21 protein-coding genes and 1 riboswitch are annotated in these 22,795 nt (G+C 30.9%); of the genes, 13 read left to right on the top strand and 8 right to left on the bottom strand.

Translation table 11 applies throughout. The annotated features are described in order from the left end of the window. The first annotated feature begins 72 nt into the window (after positions 1-72). From G9F70_RS15590 to G9F70_RS15580, 3 genes are all read left to right on the top strand, one after another. A complete protein-coding gene (locus G9F70_RS15590) occupies positions 73-1,170 on the top strand; it encodes a tetratricopeptide repeat protein (RefSeq protein ID WP_164943844.1) in 1,098 nt (365 codons plus the stop codon). 62 nt (positions 1,171-1,232) lie between these two features. After that, positions 1,233-1,511 carry a hypothetical protein gene (locus tag G9F70_RS15585; protein ID WP_124999329.1) on the top strand — a complete coding sequence of 93 codons (279 nt, stop codon included), beginning with the start codon at positions 1,233-1,235 and terminating at the stop codon, positions 1,509-1,511. A gap of 346 nt (positions 1,512-1,857) precedes the next feature. Beyond that, positions 1,858-2,199 carry a zinc ribbon domain-containing protein YjdM gene (locus tag G9F70_RS15580; protein ID WP_164943843.1) on the top strand — a complete coding sequence of 114 codons (342 nt, stop codon included), beginning with the start codon at positions 1,858-1,860 and terminating at the stop codon, positions 2,197-2,199. Positions 2,200-2,332: 133 nt separating this feature from the next. Here the strand turns inward: G9F70_RS15580 and G9F70_RS15575 are convergent, their stop codons facing one another. Continuing rightward, positions 2,333-2,536 carry a DUF6440 family protein gene (locus G9F70_RS15575; protein ID WP_164943842.1) on the bottom strand — a complete coding sequence of 68 codons (204 nt, stop codon included), beginning with the start codon at positions 2,534-2,536 and terminating at the stop codon, positions 2,333-2,335. A 561-nt stretch (positions 2,537-3,097) separates the two neighbouring features. Here G9F70_RS15575 and sstT point away from each other — a divergent pair. The 3 genes from sstT to G9F70_RS15560 all read left to right on the top strand — a co-directional run bounded on the left by sstT (position 3,098) and on the right by G9F70_RS15560 (position 7,186). After that, the gene (gene sstT / locus G9F70_RS15570; protein ID WP_164943841.1) at positions 3,098-4,333 is read left to right on the top strand and encodes a serine/threonine transporter SstT; all 1,236 of its coding nucleotides are present in this window, start codon (positions 3,098-3,100) and stop codon (positions 4,331-4,333) included. Between the two features lie 282 nt (positions 4,334-4,615). Further along, a complete protein-coding gene (locus tag G9F70_RS15565; protein ID WP_164943840.1) occupies positions 4,616-6,529 on the top strand; it encodes a trypsin-like peptidase domain-containing protein in 1,914 nt (637 codons plus the stop codon). A 213-nt stretch (positions 6,530-6,742) separates the two neighbouring features. Continuing rightward, positions 6,743-7,186, top strand: coding sequence for a hypothetical protein (locus G9F70_RS15560; protein WP_164943839.1), 444 nt, complete (start codon positions 6,743-6,745; stop codon positions 7,184-7,186). Between the two features lie 154 nt (positions 7,187-7,340). On the opposite strand, the gene G9F70_RS15555 is transcribed toward G9F70_RS15560, so the two are convergent. Then, positions 7,341-7,985, bottom strand: coding sequence for a superoxide dismutase (locus tag G9F70_RS15555; protein WP_164943838.1), 645 nt, complete (start codon positions 7,983-7,985; stop codon positions 7,341-7,343). 142 nt (positions 7,986-8,127) lie between these two features. Next, positions 8,128-8,296, top strand: a riboswitch (M-box (ykoK) riboswitch). Between the two features lie 204 nt (positions 8,297-8,500). Between G9F70_RS15555 and G9F70_RS15550 the strand changes: the two genes are divergently transcribed. Further along, positions 8,501-9,727 carry a magnesium transporter MgtE N-terminal domain-containing protein gene (locus G9F70_RS15550; protein ID WP_164943837.1) on the top strand — a complete coding sequence of 409 codons (1,227 nt, stop codon included), beginning with the start codon at positions 8,501-8,503 and terminating at the stop codon, positions 9,725-9,727. 11 nt (positions 9,728-9,738) lie between these two features. Then, positions 9,739-11,028: an NRAMP family divalent metal transporter gene (locus G9F70_RS15545; protein WP_187352952.1), complete on the top strand. Its 1,290-nt coding sequence runs from the start codon at positions 9,739-9,741 to the stop codon at positions 11,026-11,028. Between the two features lie 73 nt (positions 11,029-11,101). Here the strand turns inward: G9F70_RS15545 and rd are convergent, their stop codons facing one another. Both rd and ric read right to left on the bottom strand, forming a co-directional pair. Then, entirely contained in the window at positions 11,102-11,263 is a 162-nt protein-coding gene (gene rd / locus G9F70_RS15540; protein WP_125004656.1) for a rubredoxin, read from the bottom strand. A 15-nt stretch (positions 11,264-11,278) separates the two neighbouring features. Beyond that, on the bottom strand, positions 11,279-11,974 hold the full coding sequence (ric, locus tag G9F70_RS15535) for an iron-sulfur cluster repair di-iron protein (protein WP_164943836.1): 696 nt from the start codon (positions 11,972-11,974) through the stop codon (positions 11,279-11,281). 287 nt (positions 11,975-12,261) lie between these two features. Between ric and bcp the strand changes: the two genes are divergently transcribed. Beyond that, complete coding sequence (bcp, locus tag G9F70_RS15530) at positions 12,262-12,723, top strand: thioredoxin-dependent thiol peroxidase (protein WP_164943835.1); 462 nt, start codon at positions 12,262-12,264, stop codon at positions 12,721-12,723. Between the two features lie 234 nt (positions 12,724-12,957). Here the strand turns inward: bcp and G9F70_RS15525 are convergent, their stop codons facing one another. Continuing rightward, positions 12,958-13,329 carry a hypothetical protein gene (locus G9F70_RS15525; RefSeq protein WP_164943834.1) on the bottom strand — a complete coding sequence of 124 codons (372 nt, stop codon included), beginning with the start codon at positions 13,327-13,329 and terminating at the stop codon, positions 12,958-12,960. 170 nt (positions 13,330-13,499) lie between these two features. Here G9F70_RS15525 and G9F70_RS15520 point away from each other — a divergent pair, with 170 nt between their 5' ends. After that, entirely contained in the window at positions 13,500-14,225 is a 726-nt protein-coding gene (locus tag G9F70_RS15520; protein WP_164943833.1) for an FG-GAP-like repeat-containing protein, read from the top strand. A 170-nt stretch (positions 14,226-14,395) separates the two neighbouring features. Here G9F70_RS15520 and G9F70_RS15515 read toward each other — a convergent pair whose 3' ends face one another. From G9F70_RS15515 to G9F70_RS15505, 3 genes are all read right to left on the bottom strand, one after another. After that, positions 14,396-15,736, bottom strand: coding sequence for a radical SAM protein (locus tag G9F70_RS15515; protein WP_164943832.1), 1,341 nt, complete (start codon positions 15,734-15,736; stop codon positions 14,396-14,398). A gap of 470 nt (positions 15,737-16,206) precedes the next feature. Next, positions 16,207-16,779 carry an indolepyruvate oxidoreductase subunit beta gene (locus G9F70_RS15510; RefSeq protein WP_164943831.1) on the bottom strand — a complete coding sequence of 191 codons (573 nt, stop codon included), beginning with the start codon at positions 16,777-16,779 and terminating at the stop codon, positions 16,207-16,209. A 1-nt stretch (position 16,780) separates the two neighbouring features. After that, positions 16,781-18,583, bottom strand: coding sequence for an indolepyruvate ferredoxin oxidoreductase subunit alpha (locus tag G9F70_RS15505; RefSeq protein ID WP_164943830.1), 1,803 nt, complete (start codon positions 18,581-18,583; stop codon positions 16,781-16,783). Between the two features lie 402 nt (positions 18,584-18,985). Between G9F70_RS15505 and G9F70_RS15500 the strand changes: the two genes are divergently transcribed. The 3 genes from G9F70_RS15500 (at position 18,986) to G9F70_RS15490 (ending at position 22,705) form a co-directional block, all read left to right on the top strand. After that, the gene (locus G9F70_RS15500; RefSeq protein ID WP_164943829.1) at positions 18,986-20,587 is read left to right on the top strand and encodes an ABC transporter substrate-binding protein; all 1,602 of its coding nucleotides are present in this window, start codon (positions 18,986-18,988) and stop codon (positions 20,585-20,587) included. Positions 20,588-20,814: 227 nt separating this feature from the next. Further along, positions 20,815-21,774 carry an ABC transporter permease gene (locus G9F70_RS15495; protein ID WP_164943828.1) on the top strand — a complete coding sequence of 320 codons (960 nt, stop codon included), beginning with the start codon at positions 20,815-20,817 and terminating at the stop codon, positions 21,772-21,774. 97 nt (positions 21,775-21,871) lie between these two features. Then, complete coding sequence (locus G9F70_RS15490) at positions 21,872-22,705, top strand: ABC transporter permease (protein ID WP_164943928.1); 834 nt, start codon at positions 21,872-21,874, stop codon at positions 22,703-22,705. Positions 22,706-22,795 lie beyond the last annotated feature (90 nt).

Raw genomic sequence — 22,795 nt, 5'->3', positions numbered from 1 at the left:
TAATAGAGAAAAACATGTAATCCATTTTAGTTTATAATATAAGTAAATTTAAGATGTAAGGGGATTATTAAAATGAGAATTATATTTTGTAACGTTACATGGTTAAAAAATTATATAGGAGTAAGTGACGATGATAAACTCAGCAAAACTTCTGGAGGGGAGAAAGGTGGAAATAATGAGGCTTATGAATCATATAATTTTCAAGATTATAACGGCAAATGTTATGGATACGTATCCAATAGAGGTGGCTCTCTGCATTTAGAAAGATTTGAAAAAGCAACAGTAAACGATGATAGTGTAGATAATGTGCTTGTAATATGGGTTGCGAAACAGGCAAAAACAGGGAAAAGTGTCATTGTTGGTTGGTATAAAAATGCCACTTTATATAAATACTCACAAGAATTTTACCCTTATGGGGGAATAGGCAGAGATTTATATTTCAGTATGGAAGCCAAGAGTAAAGATTGTTTTTTGCTGCCAGAATCAGAAAGAACATTTGAAATACCTAAATCTATAATTGTTGAAAAAGATATGGGTATGGAGAAACCTAATATATGGTATGCAGAATCTGATTATGCTAAAACAATGTTTATTCCAAAAGTTTTAGGGTTTATGCAGTCATACAAAAGAGGGTTTATAAATACAGTCTATTCAGAAGAAGTGCTTCAAAAGACTTTAAACATATCATCTATGGAGTATCAACCTCTTATAGACAAAGGAGAGGAATTAATTAATAAGGAAGATTTTTATAATGCACTTCTCTATTACAACACTGCAAGGGAAATTAATGATACTGCAGATGCTTTATTTGGAGTAGCTGAATCACTAATAGGTTTGAATATGTTTAGTAGAGCTATTATAGCTTTTGAAGGTGCTATAAATATGGAAGGTGATAAAGCTGATTCATTATATTATTTACAATGTCTGTATATGAATACTGATCAATTTATAAAGGCAGTTAAAATTTGTGATAGAATGTTACAGTTAGTAGATAAAAGCGATGTAGAATCAATTTGTAGTATTTATTATTATAAAGTTTATGCATATAATGCGTTAGAAGATGATACTCAGGCAATTAAATGCTTAGATTTTATTATAAAGGCTACAGGTGATGAAGAATTTAGAAATGATGCTATAGGCATGAAGTCAGAATTGACTTCAAATAAATAATAGTGTAATTATGGGTGTTGATATACAACTTAAATTTAAGAAAGGTAGTTGGAGGGGTTTTGATGAGTGTTTTTGAGATTATTATGTTATTATGTTTTGGTGTAGCGTGGCCTTTTTCGATATATAAATCCTATAAATCTAAATCGGTAGAAGGTAAAAGTGTAATATTTCTGATTGTTGTGATAATTGGATATGCTTCTGGAATATTGCATAAAATATTTTATAATTATGACAAGGTTATATATCTTTATGCCACAAATATGACCATGGCATCTATTGATTTTATGCTGTATATAAATAATTGGAAAATTGGAAAGAAAAATGAAAAAATAGCAAATTAATTAGTAAGAATTCATTTCACTATTAGAAGATTACAATTTCTTTTAGACGTATACTATGCAACATTATTATTTACAAGAAAAAGATAATGAGCATTAATATGTCAGAAAGTTTAAAATATAGAGAGTAGAGGAAGGTTTGTCAATATGAGAAGACTGTGATAATATATAAGCATATAAGGATCTCCCTATATTTTTTTTGTAAATTTTAAGTTAGTAATTGTTATTCTTACAAGTACTAAAAATTACACATATAAATAAATGGACTCTTCGTATAAGCTTTAAAAAAGAAATTTGAAGTAATTCTTATATAATAGAATTAACAATAACGAATGGAGGAAATGAAATTATGTTAGATTTGCCTAGTTGTCCAAAATGTAATTCAGAATATACTTACGAAGATAGAAGTCTTTTTGTATGCCCAGAATGTGGTCATGAGTGGAATTTAGAATTAGAAAGTGAAAATAGTGAAGATATAAAGATTATCAAAGATGCAAACGGAAACGTCTTAAAAGATGGTGATTCTGTGACAATAATCAAAGATCTTAAAGTAAAAGGAAGTTCATCAGCCATAAAAATAGGTACAAAAGTGAAAAATATACGTTTGGTTAATGGAGATCATAATATTGATTGCAAAATTGACGGTTTTGGAGCTATGGAACTAAAATCTGAATTTGTTAAAAAGATATAAATGTGGTTTTAATTCACCCATTATGGGTATTTAACAATATAAAAGTATCTGCCAATGCAGATGCTTTTTTCATACCCATTTTAAGGTTTATAAATTACCAATGAGCGCTATTTTATACTTTAATGTAAAAATATTATAACTTTACCTGTAAAAACATAGTGTTTTCATCTTTATCCAATAATACGGTGATTGCTCCAGCGTAATCTTTAATATTAATCAAATAATTTGTTATTGTTCCTTTATCTAGAATTATTTTACTAGTTACGGCTGAGGCATAAGAATAGTCATCTATAGCTTTAAATCTATTATTTTGGCTTTTATCCTTTTTATTAAACATTTTTTCCTCCTATTACTTTCCTGAGATAATATTATATGGATTTTTCTTGAATTTTATATCTATAAACTTTAACAACTCTCTTTAATATAGCCAAAAATTAAAGTTATATACTTCATGTACCAAGAACAATTTGAGAAAAGACCGTCAATAAAAGCTAACATCACCTATACGATATGGTTTGGTACCGTAAGATCTAGGGCTGTTTAATATAGCTATTTAAATACAAGAAAGAATATAATAACTGCAAATTATACAATTTAATGTATTTTTATTGTTAATTTTCATTTTTATATTTTTAGCATTAGATTTATATCGAATTAATATCAAAGTTCTTATAAGTATAATTATAAATTTTTACATTATAGCCAAAGTTATGGTATAACTAGGTTTAGAGTGGTAATTTGCAAAGATTTAACCACTAAAATTTTTCTTCCCCTGAGTTAAAATTTGTGGTAGACTTATTTTTATCACAGAGTTGTGAGAATAATAAGTCGAATGAAAGTTTATTTAAAGTGGCTGTGCACAGTTTGATTTCAATTTTAACTATAGGAGGAAAATATTATGAAAAAACTAATGAGCAATTGGAATAAAATGAGCTTAGTAATACGAATAATTATAGGATTAGTTATTGGTGTTTTATTAGCTGCATTTATTCCAGAACAAGCAAAACCAGTCATTATATTTGGTTCTTTATTTGTAGGTGCTTTGAAAGCGATTGCACCAATATTGGTATTCTTCTTGGTAATGTCGGCTATATCTCAACATAGGACTGGTCATCAAACAAATATGAAGTCTATTATCGGCCTTTATCTTTTAGGAACATTCTTAGCCGGACTTGTAGCAGTTGTTGCAAGCTTTATATTCCCAGTAGTATTAACACTTTCAATAGCGGGAGCTCAAAACGTAACACCACCTGGTGGTATCGTAGAGGTACTTAAAGCATTACTTCTAAATGTTGTTGATAATCCAGTAAAAGCACTTTTTAATGCCAATTATATAGGCATATTATCTTGGGCGGTAGTTCTTGGCTTTGCTTTAAAAAATGCACCTGATACTACAAAAGTCATGATTACTAATTTTTCAGATGCATTAACTCAAATGGTTAAATGGGTAATAAACTTTGCACCACTAGGTATCATGGGTCTTGTATTTGAGGCTTTTGCAGGAAAGGGACTTAAAGCCTTAGGGAGCTATGGACATTTACTTGCAGTTATGCTTGGTTGCATGGTCTTTGTGGCACTTGTTGTCAATCCAATCATTGTGTTTATAAATATTCGTCAAAACCCATACCCACTTGTATTTAAGTGCTTAAGGGAAAGTGGTATTACAGCATTCTTTACACGTAGCTCAGCTGCGAACATTCCTGTAAATATGACCTTGTGTGAAAAACTAGGTTTAGATAAGGATACCTATTCTGTATCTATTCCATTAGGATCTACAATCAATATGGCTGGTGCAGCTGTTACCATTTCTGTTATGACCCTTGCAGCAGTTGCCACGCTTGGTATTAAAGTGGATATGCCTACAGCATTAATCCTCAGCGTACTTTCTGCTGTAGCTGCTTGTGGTGCTTCAGGCGTAGCTGGAGGTTCACTATTACTGATTCCTCTAGCCTGTAGTTTATTCGGCATTCCAAATGACATTGCTATGAAGGTAGTTGGTGTAGGCTTTATCGTAGGTGTGCTACAAGACTCTTGCGAAACAGCTCTTAACTCTTCTACAGACGTACTTTTCACAGCAACCGCTGAATTTGCTAAGTGGCGTAAAGAAGGGAAAAAAATCGTTATCCCTAAATAGAAACTAAATTACGTTTTTGTTTTTTATACTTATTGAAGCCCTCTATGGCAGTTTATAATCTGTTATAGAGGGCTTTTATTTGAATAAATAATTATTGGTATCATTTTCCAAAATACTTCGATCAAGAATTAATTTTACAGAGTTTTCTTCGTCATTAATCAGACCCAATATACTAACTCCAATAAAACTATAGGATAATATATTTATAAAACTATTGTTATATCTTGTCATTAAATGTATTATTAAATGGTATTGTTACAAATATATTCGAGGGGGATTAAAATGAAGAGAAGAAATTTAACAAGTGGATTTTTTATGATTTTACTAACTGTAGTATTATTAAGTACATTTAAAATCCAGGTTTTTGCACAAATAACACCTAAAGTATCTATAGTATCATTGGAACATTCCCCATTTATAAATGGGGATAAGAATGAGTTCTATATTTCCGCTAAAAATTATACTGGACAGGTCCAATATCAATTATTTTATTTACAAGAAAGTGTCATGAAAGACTGGAAGTTAATTAATAATGTTGATATGATTAATGGTTGGACAAACCCTATAGATGCACAAGCTCCAATAATTGTAGATATTACAAATTTGAATTTAAAAGCAGATAAATATAGATTTGCTATTAGAGTTAGACGTGTGGGCGTAAAAGGCCTAAATCAAAACAAGTATGGTGATTATGATGATGCTTATCCCTTACATTTTGAGGTGTTTAAAAATGCAAAAATTGAATTAAATGGCAGTATGGAAATTGGCAAGACACAATTAAGTCAAGAGGATATATTAACTATAAATGGTGTGGAAAATACGCCTTTAGAAGTGGAGTATAAATTGCACTTATTTGATGTTAAAAACAACAAATGGTTAACTAATTTAACTGATTATAATATGAATGTAAATTATAATTTAAAAAATATTCCTGAGGGTACTTATATAGCAGACTTATGGGCTAAGAATAATGAGTCACAGAATAAATATGATGGCTTTAAATTAAAAGTAATTACTATTAATAATACAACAATTAAAGCTGCCTCTTTGAATTTAAATAAAATTGCAAGTTCGCTAATAGTGGGCGGAACAGATAATGTAATAGCAATGGATGAGCCTAGCAAAGATATAAGATGGACATCTTCAAGTCCTGAAATAGCAAAAGTAGACAATACCGGAAAGATAACAGCGATAAGTGCAGGAACTGCAATAATAACTGTTATAAGTTCAGATGGAAGCAAAACAGCAACATGTAAAGTAACGGTAACAAATGAATTAACTGCTAAACAAATTTTTGGAAGATATGGGGATGCAGTTGTCTCCGTTGAAGTAAGTGATGAAAATCATAAATTAATTGCAAATGGTAGTGGATTTATAGTGAATTCCAATGGTATTGTAGTAACTAATTTTCATGTAATTAAAGATTGTTCCTATGCAAATGTAACATTACAAAATGGAACAAAGTATGATGTTAAAAGTGTTTTAAATTATAATGAAAAGCAAGACATAGCAATTTTACAATTATCAAATTCAACTAATCTAAATATAGTTAAATTAGGTGACAGTAACACTATGGAAATAGGAGACAATGTTGTTGCAATAGGTAGCCCAGAAGGATATGAAAATTCTTTAAGTACGGGTATAATAAGTGGAATTAATAGAAAAAGTGATAGAGGAAATGATTTTCAAACTACTGCAAGTATTTCTCATGGTTCAAGTGGTGGAGCATTATTTAATGTATATGGTGATATAATAGGAATAACTTATGCGGGATACGACTTAGCAGGGGATATAGGATTTGTAATACCTATTAATGAAGTTAATCCATTATTAAATAGTAGTAATGAAAAGACATTAATGGAAATTAAAAATAAAATGACTTCCCAATCTATTCCGGAAAATAAATATAAGTATTTCCCCTTATTATCTGATATACTGATGCCAACAAATGCAAGTTATTACAAAACTTCATTATCGCCTGATGGCACACATGTATTTTATTTTTATTCAGTATCACTATTGCCAGACAATTTCGTTAAGGACTATTATTCATTATTAAAAAATAATGGTTGGGTATTATATAAAAAGAATACTGATAGTAATAAAGAACCATTAGTATACTTAATAAAAGAAGAAAAATTAATTGCAATTGGAGTTATTGAAAATGATTTTGTTATATATGGCTCCATTCGTTAAGAAAACTTCATAACCATTGTAAAGATATTAGGAATAAGATGAGCTTTGAAACTTAAATTTTAAAACACTATGTACAATCGTATATAGTGTTTTGCTTTTCTTTAAAATATTTAATAATACTATATTATCCAATGAAATTTCGTTATATGTTCTAACCTGTGCTCTATCTAACATAGACTTAACTAATGCTAGGAATAATAGGGGGATGGGTCTATGGTTATGTTTTTTACCTTACTTGGCTTATTCGGATTTTTTATATTTTTTATTTGGGTCATTATTGCATTAATTACTAAAAATCAAAAGAGGATACCTACTATTGGATTTGTTATATCAGTAGTTATACTTGCTACAGTTGTATCGATACCTAGGGCTGTATCTGCATTCAATGTTAATAAAGTGAATAGTAATAGTGGTGAAATATCCAATTATAAGGTATCTAAAGAAACGGGCTTGGAAATAGTAACATCGAAGGTTAAAATTGAGCCTAATTTAAAGGTTCTTTATGATTCACAAAGGAATATTAAGGAAAAAATCTACTATCTATATACCCTAAACACAGAGGAATATACATTAGAGGATGTTGCATACTGTGTTGATGTAAATAGTGGAGAGTTATTCAAGTGTTCAATTGATATGATTCTTTCACCCATTGAATAAAGATCAAAGTGTATTGAAATTTTCTTTTTTATTAGGTATTCTTTAGTTGATGATATGCCATTGATAATAATTATATAATAGTCGCTGATACAAATTATAAAGAGTGTAGATTTTACTACACTCTTTATTTAACTTAGAATTAGAAAATAGTCCATTAAAAAAATATATATGGACTATATCTATGTTGGTTCATTTCCATAAACTGTATCGTTGAAACGTATTTTTGCAATCTAGCATTTAAAACCTCCCAATTTATATTTTCAATAAATGTAGAAATATATTTTCTTTTATCTGTTCCAAAATCCATGAAATATGCATGTTCATAAACATCCATGATTAATACTGGACAAGAAAGCCAGACCGCGCCAGTATCGTGTGAATCGCTTCCTATTATGTGTAGCCTGTTATCAAGCAGATCAAAGGAAAGAACTACCCAACCTCTCATGGATAAACCTACATTTGTAAGGTAAGATATAAAATCATCATAAGATGAAAATTGATTTTTTATAGCATTAAAAATGGGTCCATAAGGAAGGTTATTTCCTCCAACTATGTTTTCAAAATAAAGATTATGAAGTTTTACACCGTTCAGTGAATATGTTTCACCTAGTTTTAAACTTCGCATTTTGGAATAAGTGGCATTGCTATCAGTATAATTATCAGGTACATAAGGAGTGTTCCAAATTTCATTTAATTTACTTACATACCCTGAATACAATTTGTAGTGCTCATCCAGCTGCTTCATAGAAATGCCTTTGACGCTTTTAAAATCAAAAATTTCCGGTTTCAAATTATACATTAAATCCCCTCTAAAAAATATTATATTATATTATATGTACCAACATGCTATTTAGGTGAATAAAATATAAAAATCATTGACAATATTAGGCTTGACGCATAGTATAATATTATAAGAATAATATTAACTGAAAATTACAATTTAATATTCTTGTTAGGTGAGGTTACTGTATAAGACACACGCTACTGCCCAGAAATGTCGAGAGACGCCAACGGGTCAGCAGGTATTACCGGATTAAGGTTTTACTTAATGTAGCTGAGTATCAAATCTCTAAGCTGTACAGTGCTAAAACTCAACGAGTGGAGATGAGCTATTTTTTTACGCCTTTATTTTTCACGCATTTTAATCTCTTCACTTTGTTGTGGAGAGATTTTTTAATTTTAAGTTTAGGAGTGTGATTATTTAATGGACAGTGGTCCCCAGCATGCCAAAAATTTAATATATTGGAAGGGATATCACTCTATTAAATTATTTTATAGGTGGTATTGCATCCCTTCCTAAAAGGAGGATGTAATATGAAAAACAACTTCTATCTAAGCAGAATTTTAGGAAATAAAATATATACACCAGATATGAAAGTCATTGGAAGACTAAGTGATCTTGGTGTTGTAAATGAATTAAAAAGCCCTCATGTCACTACTGCAAAAGTAAAAACTAATAGTGGAATTAAAGATTACGACTTTAAAAATTTTTCAATTACAAAACAAAACGGACAATATGTTTTAATATGTAACAAAATAGAGGAATATACCCCACCCAATACATTGTTTTTAAGAAAGCATATTTTAGATCAACAGATTATAGATGTTAATGGGAGAAAAGTAGTTCGTGTAAATGATGTTTCACTATCATATTTAGAGAAAGGAGCTTATGTAGTTGCAGTAGACATCGGCATAGATGGTCTTCTAAGAAGAATTGGAATTGCTAAACCACTTAAGATGTTAGGTCTTAAGGTTTCGACTAAGCTAATGCTATGGAATGATGTAGAGGCTATCATAACTTCTAATGAAAATATCGTTCTATCGAAAACCTATGATTCACTATCCATTCTTCATCCCTCAGACCTCGCTGATATTATTGAAGACTTTGATGCTAAAACAGGTCTTACCATTTTTTCCTCACTTGATAACGCAAAAGCTGCGGATGTTTTAGAAGAAATGGAAGAAGATGCACAAGTTAGTTTTATTGAAAGTCTATCTGCAGATAAAGCTGCAGATGTTTTAGAAAATATGCCTGCGGATGAAGCTGCAGATATTCTTGATGGTATGAGTGAAGAAAAAGTAGAAGAGCTACTAAATAGCATGGAAAAAGAAGCTGCAGGCGAAATTAGAGAATTGTTAGGATATGATTCTAAAGCAGTTGGAAGTCTTATGAGCACGGATTTTGTATTTTTTAATAACAATGAAACTATAAATGAAGCAATTGAAAATCTAAGGATATTAAAACCTGAAGAAGATGAATTGTTCAGCCTTTATGTAGTAGATGAAAATGATAAATTAATAGGAACCCTTTCCCTTCGAGATTTAATTATTTCTGAGCCAACTAGCAAAATAAGTGCTATTATGAATAAAAAATTCAAATCAATGTTTGATACAGATAGTATTAAAGATTTGATAAAAAATGTTTCAAAATACAATCTTGTAGCTATTCCTGTTACTAATCATGAAATGAAGTTACTCGGCAATGTTATAATAAATGATATTATTTATGAATTGCTTAAAAACAAAAGAAAGGTTAGTTAAGGAGGCATATTATGAGCGAAAAAACGAATTTAAATAAAAAGCCTTGGCTTGTAAGCTTTATGGTGTTTCTATCAGTGCTTGGCCCCGGCTTAATAACTGGAAGCGTAGATAATGATGCCGGTGGTATTTCAGCCTACTCTGTAGCCGGAGCTCACTATGGTTATCTTTTACTTTGGACATTGATTCCTTGTTTTATTGCATTACTTGTAGTACAAGAAATGAATGCAAGAATGGGTATCGTAACTCAAAAAGGTTTAGCAGATTTAATTCGCGAAAATTTTGGTGTAAAGATAACCTTCTTTATATTTCTAGGTCTATTAGTGGCAGATATAGGTAATACCGCCACTGAATTTGCAGGTATTGCAGGAAGTTTGCAGGTATTTAATCTTTCAAAATATGTATCAGTCCCAATTGCAGTGATTTTAGTCTGGCTACTGGTTGTAAAAGGAACCTATAAATCCGTTGAGAAGATATTTTTAGTATTTAGTGTATTTTTACTTTCCTATGTTTTTTCTGCGCTTCTTGCCCATCCCGATTGGCACCAAATTGGAACTTCATTAATCAATCCTATACCCTCATTTAATGGTGCCCATGGAGAAGGTATAGACGCAGCTTGGATTAGTACTGTAATTGGTTTAATTGGTACTACTATTGCTCCTTGGATGCAATTTTATATGCAGTCCTCTGTAATAGAAAAAGGAATTAAAATATCTGAGTATAAATATGAGCTTATGGATGTTATCCTTGGATGCAGCGTAACGGTGGTAGTAGCTTTCTTTATTATTGTAGCTTGCGCAGCAACTTTAAATAAACAGGGTATTACTATATGTGAGGCCAAGGATGCTGCAATGGCATTAAAGCCCTTAGCTGGAGATTTAGCATCAAGTATATTTGCCTTTGGGCTCTTGGTTGCGTCCGTATTTTCAGCTACAATTCTTCCACTGGCAACTGCATTTTACATCTGTGAAGCCTTTGGTTTTGAAGCCGGTATAGGTAAAACAATGAAGGAAGCTCCTGAATTTTACGGACTATTTACAGCAATAATAATTATAGGTGCCATAATTATTCTTATTCCAGGTGCACCATTACTTCAGATTTCTCTTGGCTCTCAAGTGATTAATGGAATGCTTCTACCCGTAGTTTTAATTTGTATGATGCTTATGGTAAATAAAAAAGACCTTATGGGTGAATATACAAACAATAAATTCAAAAACTGGGTTGGTTGGGTTACTATAGTTATTTTAATAGCATTAACTACAGTGTTATTATTCCAGGCTATAATTAAAATATTAGGTTTTTAAGTAAACTGACACTACAACCTATTAAAAAATAAATCAGCATGAAGACTATTGTCTTTATGCTGATTTAATATTACTATTCTACCTTTTCAAAATCTGATTTACCAACTCCACATAAAGGGCAAACCCAATCTTCAGGTATATCCTCAAATTTAGTGCCTGGTGCAATTCCTCCATCAGGATCACCAAGCTCTGGGTCATAAATATATTGACATACTATACAAAGATATTTATCCATGATTATTCCTCCTCCTTAAAAATTATTAAATAATATATTATTTTCCAAGTGTATATGCTGGAATAGATCTACTTCAAGCTCCAGCAATTTTTTATAGGTAAGTTCAAAGGTTCCACATCCATCTTTAGGTGTATTATAGTGGTCTGTAATTTCTCTTAGTTCTTTTATAATATCTCCTGCCCCCGTATGCTCTTGTTCCAATTCATCAATAAGTTTTAATGTAGCACTTCTTACTTTTTCATTTTTCCCTTTTTCATACTGAATTATAAGTGGAAATAAAAATTCTTCCTCTTTAACTAGATGTTCCTCTAATTCTGTTCTTAAATTATTAAATAGTCTGTGTACCTTAAATAATTCTTCATGTTTTTTACCATGTACGCCTAATATCTTTAGAATTAACTTTGATATTTGGGGCAGCTCTACATTTAGATATGCATGGTGATTATTTACCACATATTCTATTAATTTGCTTGGGCTTTCCTTTGCCCAGTCTGTAAACTTTTCATTGTTTTCTTCAAAACTCTGGTATTTAGTATTTAATTCCTCAATTATTGTTTTTTCCTCAAGGCCTTGTGTACTTATTGCTAGAATTAATGGCCTATCTCCTCCACAACAAAAATCTATATTATATTTATAAAATATCTCACTTGCACCTGGAAACGCTGCAACTATTTGTCCTATGGCATCTTCAGTTTTAAATTTATTACTCATAAAATGGCCTCCTTATAGTCCTCTAGGGAATTGTTTGCGATCTTTACTATGGGATTATTATATCTTCTATACTTTTATGAATATGTGATTTAAATCAATATTTAAATACTTTATCATTAGATACTTAAAGTTATTATTAGATACTAAAAGTTATTATTGCATTTAAGAGTATCTCGTTGTAAAATAAAACAATAATCTTATATAATTATAATGTTTAATATCATAAAACTTAATTTACTTAGTAAATTTCGAAATAAAAAATTGAATTCATGAAAGGAGTCATAATTATGTTAAAAGAGGGAGATAAAGCACCTGGGTTTACGTTAAAGAACGAGGAAAATCAGGATATAATATTAAACAATTTTAATGGTAAAAAGGTGGTTATTTATTTTTATCCAAAGGATGATACTCCTGGTTGCACAAAGGAAGCATGCAGTTTTAGAGACCTATATGATGACATACTGGATGCTGGAGCGGTTGTCATAGGAATTAGTGCAGATAACTCTACTTCACATCAAAAATTTAAGGATAAACATACATTACCTTTTTATTTGTTAACTGATGCTGACCATAGTGTTATTGAATCTTATGGAGCATGGCAGGAGAAAAAAATGTTTGGTAAAACATATATGGGAATTGTACGTTCCACATTTATTATTGATGAAAATGGAACTATAATTAAGACCTATCAGAAAGTTAAGCCAGAGGAGCATGGTGAAGAGGTTCTAAAAGTGTTAAAAAATCAATAAGTAGAATTATAGATAATTTAAAAAGTTATATTCAAATGACAAAGGCTTCTGTTTTAATGTGCAAAGCCAAGAATTCTCATAAAAAATAGAATATTAAATAGTATGACGTAAAACACCGTAAAATTCAATTGAATAATAGGGTGTTTTTAAGGGACTATTCGGTTTTATTAGTTGTGACGATTAACAAGAAAAGCACGAAGTAAACTAAAGAGGACCTAGCATAAAATAAAGTGGCTATTTAGTCACTTTCACTTGTGATTTAGAAATAGTGGCTGTTATTACTATTCCAAGTACAATGTATGAAAAAAAGCTTACTATAAATGTACTTAATCCCATTGACCATGTGGGAGCAATTCTTCCTGAAAGCATATACACAACATTTATTAATAAGCATAAAACTATACCTGTAATTGTTCCTGAATAAACAAAGTTAATTGTGGATTTTTTGGATAATATTTTCGATATTATCCAACCAACAAAACCAGTAATCAATATATGCATAATCCAACTTGAAACAGAGCTTGTTCCTGTTTCTCCAAAGTTTATCACTAACATAATAAACCCTCCTAGTACACCGCCTAAAAATCCTGATACACCTCTTTGCATAATAAAATCCTCCTATTCAGAGAAAGTAAATTTACATTAACTATAAATATTATTTTGCTTAATTTATTGTAAATTATACTTGGTAAAATTTTAGTTTTTTTATATCTGTAACATATTATTGGAATCTATAGTAATCTATTATACAATGCTAATATTGAAAAGGAGATACTATGTATAATTGTTATTTTAGAGCTAATATGATGCATCCCGAAATTGTTTCTTATGCAAGAGGAGATGTAAATGGAGATGGAATACCTGATAATGTGTATTTAACTGGTATAAAGACGTCAGATAGTCAATTTACTCGAAATATTACCCTTGTAATACAAGACATAATGACAGGTGGATTTACTAGTGTGCCACTCAGTGAAAACGCAGGATACAACCCTACATTGTTTTTAGGGGATTTTACAGGAGATGGCGTGAAGGATATCTTAATAGGCATTACCACCGGTGGTAGTGGTGGAATAACCTACGACTACATCTATTCCTTTATTAACAATACAGCACAATTATTGTTTGATTTTAATTTGTATAATGAGCAATACCAATACGATGTTACTTATAAAGACAGCTACAAGGTGGAAGTTGTTAGCAAGAAAAACAATGAAAAATACATTATAGATATATCTAATAAGGATGCTGATTATTTAAATGAAATATACGACGACAACGGAAAGTTAAAGAATTCAATCACAGGATTTGTAAATCCTCTAAGCGGATTATATCCTGTGGATTTTGATTCAAATAAAGTATACGAGCTATTGGCGTATCAAAAAATAGCAGGAAGATACAATGCAGACTCCTTAGGATATGTTTTGAATACTCTAAAGTGGAAAGATAGTATGTTTGTTTTGGATAGCCAACAGGTAGCTATTTTTGGAGCACAGGCATAGGTATACTTCCAATTATTCCATTTCTATGATTTTCATAAGGATTTAGAGGCTTTAAGGTTCAAAGAAATTTTAAACTCATGTTTTTTTAAAAATAAGATCTTACTTACTGGATAATATATCTAAAACTTAGAAAGCCAGCAGTTAAAATAAAAGTGCTGGCTTTCTGCTTGTTAGTGTGATTTTGACCAAAGCTCATCTGCTATGATTGCCCATTCAGCTGATTTTCCTTGGCATTTTGCAGTTAAATCATCCACGTTCTCTTCATCTTCTGGTTGAGTTGAATGTGCATTTGAAGCATGCACCATTTCTCTTAATTTTTCAGGATTATCAAGGAGGGGACATGGCCTTAAGTGGTTATCATTAAATGGTTGATTTTTATTATATTGCTTGAAAATAGGAGATTTTAGTGCCTCTAAAAGGCTTGTATCATTTATATTAACGTTGGCATAGTGAATGAAAGCACAGGGCTCTACATCACCACTTGCATTTATGTGAAGATAGCGTCTACCACCAGCTATACACCCATTAACATATTCACCATCATTCCAAAAATCCATAAGGAAAATAGGTTTTTCTTTTCTGTAAGCATGTACACGTTCATACATAAACTTTCTCTGTTCAGGGGTAACCATTAGTTCAGGTACAGCATCTTTCCCAAGAGGCATATAAGTGAACAACCAACCAAAAAGACAGCCTTTTTTTATCATAAAATCTATATATTCTTCAGAACCTATGGAAAGGTAATTTTTACTGGTATAGCAAGATGAGAATCCGAAGCCAATACCACGATTTTTAAGTATGTCCATGGCCAGAAGAACTCTTTGATATGTGTTAGCACCTCGCCTCATGTCTGTTTCTTTTTCAAAGCCCTCTACACTAATAGCAAACGTCAAGTTCCCTGCTTTTGCTACTTCATCTGCAAACTTTTCGTCTATTAATGTAGCATTGGTAAAGGAAAGGAACATGCAATCACTGTGTTTTTTAATGATTTTCAAAATATCCTCTTTTCTAACCAATGGTTCGCCACCTGAGAAGATATACATATGAATTCCAAGATCTTTTCCTTGTGTTATTATTCTATCAATAGTTTCATAGGAAAGAGAATCACCTTTGTTATATTCTGCTGCCCAGCATCCTATGCATTTTAAATTGCATGCTGCAGTAGGATCTAGGAGTATAGCCCAGGGAATATTACATTTTTCTTTTTCTTGAATTTTAGTGCTTTCTGGAATACCAACTAGTCCAGAATTTATAATGAAATTAACTAAGAACTTTTTCCTTACTTCCGGGTTTAGTTCTGTTAAAACTCTTTCAACAAATTTATAAGTGACAGTAGTATGATCTTTCATGTTTTTTGCTACGTCATTGATTTCCATCTTGTGGTCTTCACGGGATGCAAATTTTTCACCCCATTTTAATAGTTTAGGGAAATTCTCCATAGGATTTTTTTCCACATAATGTAGGCCCTCTTTCAGAGCGATAGATTCGGCTAATTGTTTTACAGATAACATTGTTATTCCTCCAATTTATTAAATATTAAGTATAAAATATATATATTTAAACAACGGGTTAAATATTATTAATCTATAAAAAAATATATTACAAGAATTTGTGCGGAAAGCCCACTCCTTCAAGTGTGGGATGGATAGCACTACTAAAATATACCATTAGACATGGCTATTTTAGTACGATATAATATACTTAGGTTTTGAAACGAGCCATATACTATCGCTAATGTGTCAATTGTGATGCTTGATAGTGAAATTCTTGAAGAAAATAATTAGTTTTTATATGTTGTAATTTATAGTTTTTATTATAAATGAGAGTATAAAAAAAGTTATTTAGTATTCAAGAACCCCATTCATTTATGTGTGGGAGTTTCAGAATGTGCATGGATTATTGCAGTTAGAAAAAGTGTTGAATGAATTATAATGAATATCAAAGAAACCAAGGAATTCTAATTTAGAATTCCTTGTTTTTTTTATGCTTGTCTGCCAGCTTTAAACGCAGAAAAATTTACTTGTACAGTTTTTGCTGGGACTTTATTTTCTATAACTTTTAACCAGGTTTCTTCTTTAAAAGGCAAATATTTAGACAGCTTGCCCAAAAGTACGATATTGGCTGTTTTAATATTTCCAAGGTCCTTAGCTAGTTCTTGTGCATTTAAAGAAATAACCTCATATCCTTTTTCTACTAATTTTTCTCTTATATTTTCTGGATATTCATCCTTCTCAATAAGCACTTTATTTGGAAAAATGATTTCTTCATTGAATATAATTTTTGCACCTTTTTTTAAAGCAGAGGATAATCTTAAACCTTCTAGTTCTTCCATTGCAAGGAGTAGATCGCCTTCTCCTTCAGGAATTAAAGCAGAATATACTTTTTCACCAAACCTTACGCTTCCCCAAACTTTTCCACCTCTTTGTGATAGTCCAATTACATCATTACTTTTTACCTCATAGCCTTCTAAGAAAGCAACTTCTACTACTATTTCGGTGGTAAGCACTAACCCTTGTCCACCAACACCAGCCATATAAATATTTGTAACTCCCATCTTATTTCACTCCCTTCTGCATGTTTTCACTACTACATTTTATTGCACCAACAGGGCAAACTTGAGAACAGACGGAACAACCTACACACATATCTGGATTTATATAAGAATTTTTCTTTTCCTTCCCAGGATACATTTTCATAGAAATCGGTGGGCAGTTGGAACGCAAACAACTTCTACAACTTATGCAAATATCTTCATCTACATAAAAATGAGGACTTTTAATTTTGAAATTCAATGCACAAGGACGAGTTGTTATTACTACAGAAAGTCCTGATCTTTTCATTGCAGTATTAATGATTTCTTTTGTTTCCTTGTACTTAAATTGATCTGCTACTGTAATATCAACTATTCCAAAAGATTTTAAAATATCAGGTATGCTGACATGATATCCAGGTTCTTCTTTAAAATAATCTCCTGTAGTTGGTGTGTTTTGGCCACCAGTCATGGCAGTAGTCCTATTATCCATTATAATAACTGTTATGTTTTCTGTAGTTTTTGCAAGTTGTATAAATCCTGTCATTCCAGAATGAAAAAATGTTCCATCTCCAATTGTAGCTACAATTGGTTTTTGTTTATTTATTTTTGAATGAACAGTGGCAACTCCAAGAGCCATTCCAAGGGAAGCCCCCATGCTTATATTAGTTTTATGTACTTCGAAAGGCTCCTGTATTCCTAGAGAATAACACCCTATATCCCCTATAACCGTTGCATTATTAGCTTTTAAAATATGGAAAATAGGTCTATGAGGGCATCCTGCGCATAGCATAGGCGTTCTTGTAATAATTTCTTCCTTTTGTGGGACTTCTAAATCTACACCATTTATCAAAACTTCTGCTTTTTTTAAACCTATTTTTATATCTTCAATAGTAAGCTCTCCTGTAAAAGAAAAGTACTCCTTGCCTTTTGCTGCAATTCCATTGATTTTAAGTTGTTCTTCCATAAATGGTAGCATTTCTTCGAGAACGATTACATTTTTATATTCTTCGCCCAATTTTTTAATTTTTTCTATAGGAAGAGGCCAAATCATACCTAGTTTTAGTATACTTATGTTTTCTAATTCTAATTCCTTTAAAGATTCATATATAAGACCAGAAGTAATGATTAAAAAATCCTTGCTATTGCCTTCTTCTAAATAATTATATTGATAATCCTCATTGAAGTTTTGAAGCTTTTCCATTCTTTCTTTCATAAAATATTGTTGCGCATTAGAGTAGGGGGGAAGCATGCTGTATCGCCCTTGCTCTGGTACAAATCCCTCAGGGGCAAATTCTTCTCGGTCACCTAATTCTACCGCTGATCTACAATGACATAACTTACTCATCATTCTTATAAGCACTGGTGTATGGAATTTTTCACTAAGTTTTAAGCCTTCTATTGCAAAATCTTTAGCTTCTTGAGGATTTCGTGGATCTAAAATAGGAATATTTGCAAATTTACCCCAAAATCTGCTATCTTGTTCATTTTGTGAACTTGAAAGGCCTGGATCATCACCTACAACCAGTAATAGACCACCCTTTGTTTTTGTTTGTGTAAAAGTCATAAAGGGATCACTTGCAATGTTTACTCCTACGTGTTTCATAGAAACCATTGATCTTGCACCTGCAATACTTCCGCCCATTGCAATCTCCATAGCTACCTTTTCATTAGTTCCCCAGTCACTATAAATCTCTTCATACTGTTTTAAAGAATCTAAAATTTGTACAGTAGGTGAGCCAGGATAACTAGAAGCAATCATTCCGCCACCTTCCCAAAAACCTCTACTTATTGCTTCATTGCCGGTTAGAATTTTTTTATTACTCAAAATAACACCCCATTCATATTATTTTCCAAATGCAGTTCAGAATAATAATTTTCATAGAATAATTATTATCCAAGAATAGTATATCATAATTTTCAATAAATTGAAATTATTTAAAGCTGAATAAATGAGCTATATTTATAAATGAAAAATACCTATAATTAGAAATTTGTATTATCCATGTAATTTACTAAAAATAATATAAAACGACAAAATATTCTAAAAATAATATTATTGCTCATTTATAATTCAAATCACAAAACAATCGTACAATTTATATTTTCTATAGTTAAACCAATGTTTATACAAAATTGAAATAATGTAAAAAATACCTTGAATTTGTTTAAATTTGTCTATACAATTAGTTGTGGAACAAAAGAAAATTGCAATCCAAGGTGGAAAACAATGAAAAAATCAAAATTTTTATGTTTAGCATTAGTTGCTACAATGAGTCTAGGACTTATTGCTTGTGGTAATAGTAAAAATACAACAAGTGTTAAAGTTTCAGATGTAAAGGATACCAAAGAAAAGATTAAGGATGGAGGAACAATGGTATTTGTTTCTGCTAGTGATCCTTTAGTATTAAATCCATTCTATCAAAATAACAGAATAACTTTTACAGTTAATAGGGCACTATTTGACCCGTTATATGTTAAGGATGGAAGCAAAATTACATATTATTTAGCCGATAAATTAGAAGTATCGAAGGATAAATTAACATATACGGTTAAGCTGAAAGATAATTTAAAATGGCATGATGGTCAGAAGATTACAGCAGAGGATTTAATGTTTACATTAAATACAGCATTAGATCCAAAACAGCATATTGGAGATAGAGAGTCCTATTTAATTGATGGAAAACCAGTAAAAATAACTAAAATAGATGATTTAACTGTAGAAATGAAACTACCTAAAGCTTATATTCCATTTGAAGGTTCTTTAGGAAGTATTAGAATGATCCCTAAACATGTATTTCAAGGGGAAAAAGATCTAGAAAAATCAACTAAAAATAATAACCCTGTAGGTTCAGGTCCTTTCAAATTCAAAGAATGGAAAAAAGGGGAAGCGTTAACTTTAGAAAGATTTAATGATTATTATACTGGAAAACCACATTTAGAAAAAATAGTTTACAGAATAGTTGGTGATGCAAATGCAGGAAAAATAGCTTTTGAAAATGGTGAAATCACTGCAAAGTATGTTGAGGAAAAAGACTTTAATAAATATTCTAAAAATGAAAAATTCAAAACTTATAAATTTGATGAATGCATGCCAGAATATTTATTATTTAATACGGATAATAAAAATTTAAAAGATAAAAAAGTAAGACAAGCAATAAGTTATGCTTTAAATAAACAAGATATATTAAAAAGCGTATGTGAATCTTTAGATAATGTTAAAATGGCTAACTCAGTATTTCCACCAACTACATTATATTATACTGATGATGTAGAACATTATGACTTTAACCTAGAAAAAGCTAAAAAATTAATGGATGAAGCTAAAGTAAAAGACATTACATTAAAATTTGCCTATGTAGCAGGAAGTAAAAAAGATATAAATCAAATGAATGTAATGAAAGAGCAATTAGCTAAAATTGGTATTAAAATTCAAGGTCTACCATTGGAAGAAGAAGCTTTCTTTGCACAGTTATTTGGAACAATGAAAAGACAATATGACTTAGTATTAAATGCTTATGTATGTACTACAGATCCAGATTCTTATTCAGGCCTATATGTAGAGAAGGGTTCAATGAACTGGGCAAATTATGTAAATAGAGAATTAGATCCAATTTGGAAAAAGGCTTCAATGGAAACAGATGATGCTAAGAGAAAAGAAATGTACGAAACACTTCAAAAGAAATTAGCAGAAGATGCAGTTCAATATAATATTGACTATACGACTTCTTATATTTCAACAGCAGCAAATATTGGTGGAGTTAAGGAAGCTAAATTAGTACCTATATATATGTTTGAAGACTTATCAAAATTATATATAATAGAAAAATAGTTGGAGTAAACAACTTGCAAAGTTTTTTTAAAAAAGCTTGACCCTATGAAATTTGATTAGTAAATTTCAATAGGGTCATAGTTCTTATTACAAGCAATTACAAAGATTAAAGAACATTATCATAGGATTAATTGGTAAGGTTTAACTATTGAGAAGCTAGATATATAAGCTGAAAATAATGAGCTTATATATTTCTTTTCAGGTAAATAGAGATAGGAGAAGTTTAAATGAAAAGATATGTATTTAAGAGAGTTCTTCAAGCAATCCCAATGCTTTTAGCGATTTCAGTGGTTTCATTTTTGATTATGAATTTAGCACCAGGAGACCCATCAAATGCTTTTGTAACACCTAAAATGAATAAAATTCAGGTGGCAGAAACAAGAGAAAGATTAGGATTTAATAAACCTATAACAGTTAGATATGCGAAGTGGATTAAAACTGTTATAAAAGGAGATTTTGGGTATTCATTTATAAGCCATCAACCAGTTTCAGAGGAGATAGGAGCTAGAGTACCAGTTACGTTGAGGCTAATGGGTATTACTATGCTTATATCAATTATAATTTCTATTCCTTTAGGTATGACTTGTGCCTTTAAGAGAAACAAGTCATTTGATAACGTTGTTACAGCCGTATGTTATGTTGGCATATCAATCCCAGGATTTTGGTTTGCAATGATGCTTATAGTTCTTTTTTCTGTAAAACTTTCAATATTGCCATCTATAGGTATGAGAGCTATAGGGATAGAAACAAATATAGATTTAATTAAGCACAGCATTATGCCGTGTATGGTACTTAGTTTTCCTAACATAGCTGTATTAACTAGATATATTAGGTCCAGTGCTATAAGCCAGTTAAAAGAAGATTATGTAATAACGGCTATAAGTAAAGGAGCATCTCGAAATAGAATATTATTTTCACATGTTTTAAAAAACTCAATGATACCTTTTGTAACAATATTAGGAATGAGTTTACCAGAGCTTATTTCAGGTTCTTTTATCACAGAGAGTATTTTTGGGTGGCCAGGCATGGGAAGATTTGGAGTAACTTCAGTATTTAATAGGGATTATCCTGCTATAATGGCAATTACTATGATTACTTCAATATTACTTATTTTAGGAAATCTAATATCAGATATACTATATGCAACTCTTGACCCTAGAATAAAGGTGGTGGATAAACATGAGTAATAGCGAAGAGATGAATAGTGAGGAAAAGTGGAAAAAAATAAATATCCTTGAAAACACAGACATTGTTGAAAATGAAAATAATATTAAAAATAGGACCATGATTAACCTAAGGCTTCAATTTAAAAAGAATAAGTTTGCGCTAGTTTCATTAGTAATTCTAATTATAATTATAGTGAGCTCCTTGTTAGCTTTTTTATCACCTTATGACCCTAACAAGATTAATTTATCTGAAAAATTTTTATCCCCTAATTTGAATCATTTTTTTGGAACAGATGAATTAGGAAGAGATTATTTTACTAGGGTGCTTTATGGGGGAAGGGTATCTTTAACAGTAGGGTTTGCCTCCATGTTTGTATCAGTTATCATTGGTACGTTAGTAGGGGTTATTAGCGGATATGTAGGTGGAATAGTTGATAGCATAAATATGAGAATAATAGATGTTTTTATGTGCATACCAACCTTTTTTTTAATTCTTATAGCTAATGCTTACTTAGGTTCAAGTATTATAAATATAATAGTTATCATTGGTATATTTGGCTGGATGGGTACCGCGAGAATTGTCCGTTCAGAGACATTATCCTTTAAAGAGCGGGAATATGTTATGGCATCAAAGTCTCTAGGTGCTAGCAATAAACATATAATAAAAAAACATATAATTCCTAACTTAATTTCCTCTATTATTGTTATATCTAGTATAAGCATAGCAGGTGCAATACTTTCAGAATCAGCCTTAAGCTTCTTAGGGTTAGGCGTTCAAGAACCTATGGCATCCTGGGGAAGTATGCTACAAAAGGCGCAGGAAAATATACTTGATATTCCATATTTATCCTTATTTCCAGGCATAATAATATTATTAACTGTACTAAGCTTTAATATATTAGGAGATGTATTAAGAGTGGCATTAGATCCTAAGGTTAACGACGAAGGGTAGATACAGTGGGTTATTGACGTAGGATACCTAATTTCAATTTTAGACAGTAAAATTCGTTTGCTGATTCGCTCATTTATAAAATGTAATTAG

Source organism: Clostridium sp. FP1 (assembly GCF_011065975.2).
Classification (GTDB): domain Bacteria; phylum Bacillota; class Clostridia; order Clostridiales; family Clostridiaceae; genus Clostridium_AD; species Clostridium_AD tagluense.
Note: the sequence above shows the minus strand (reverse complement) of the source record. Positions and strands in the feature narration are given on the sequence as shown.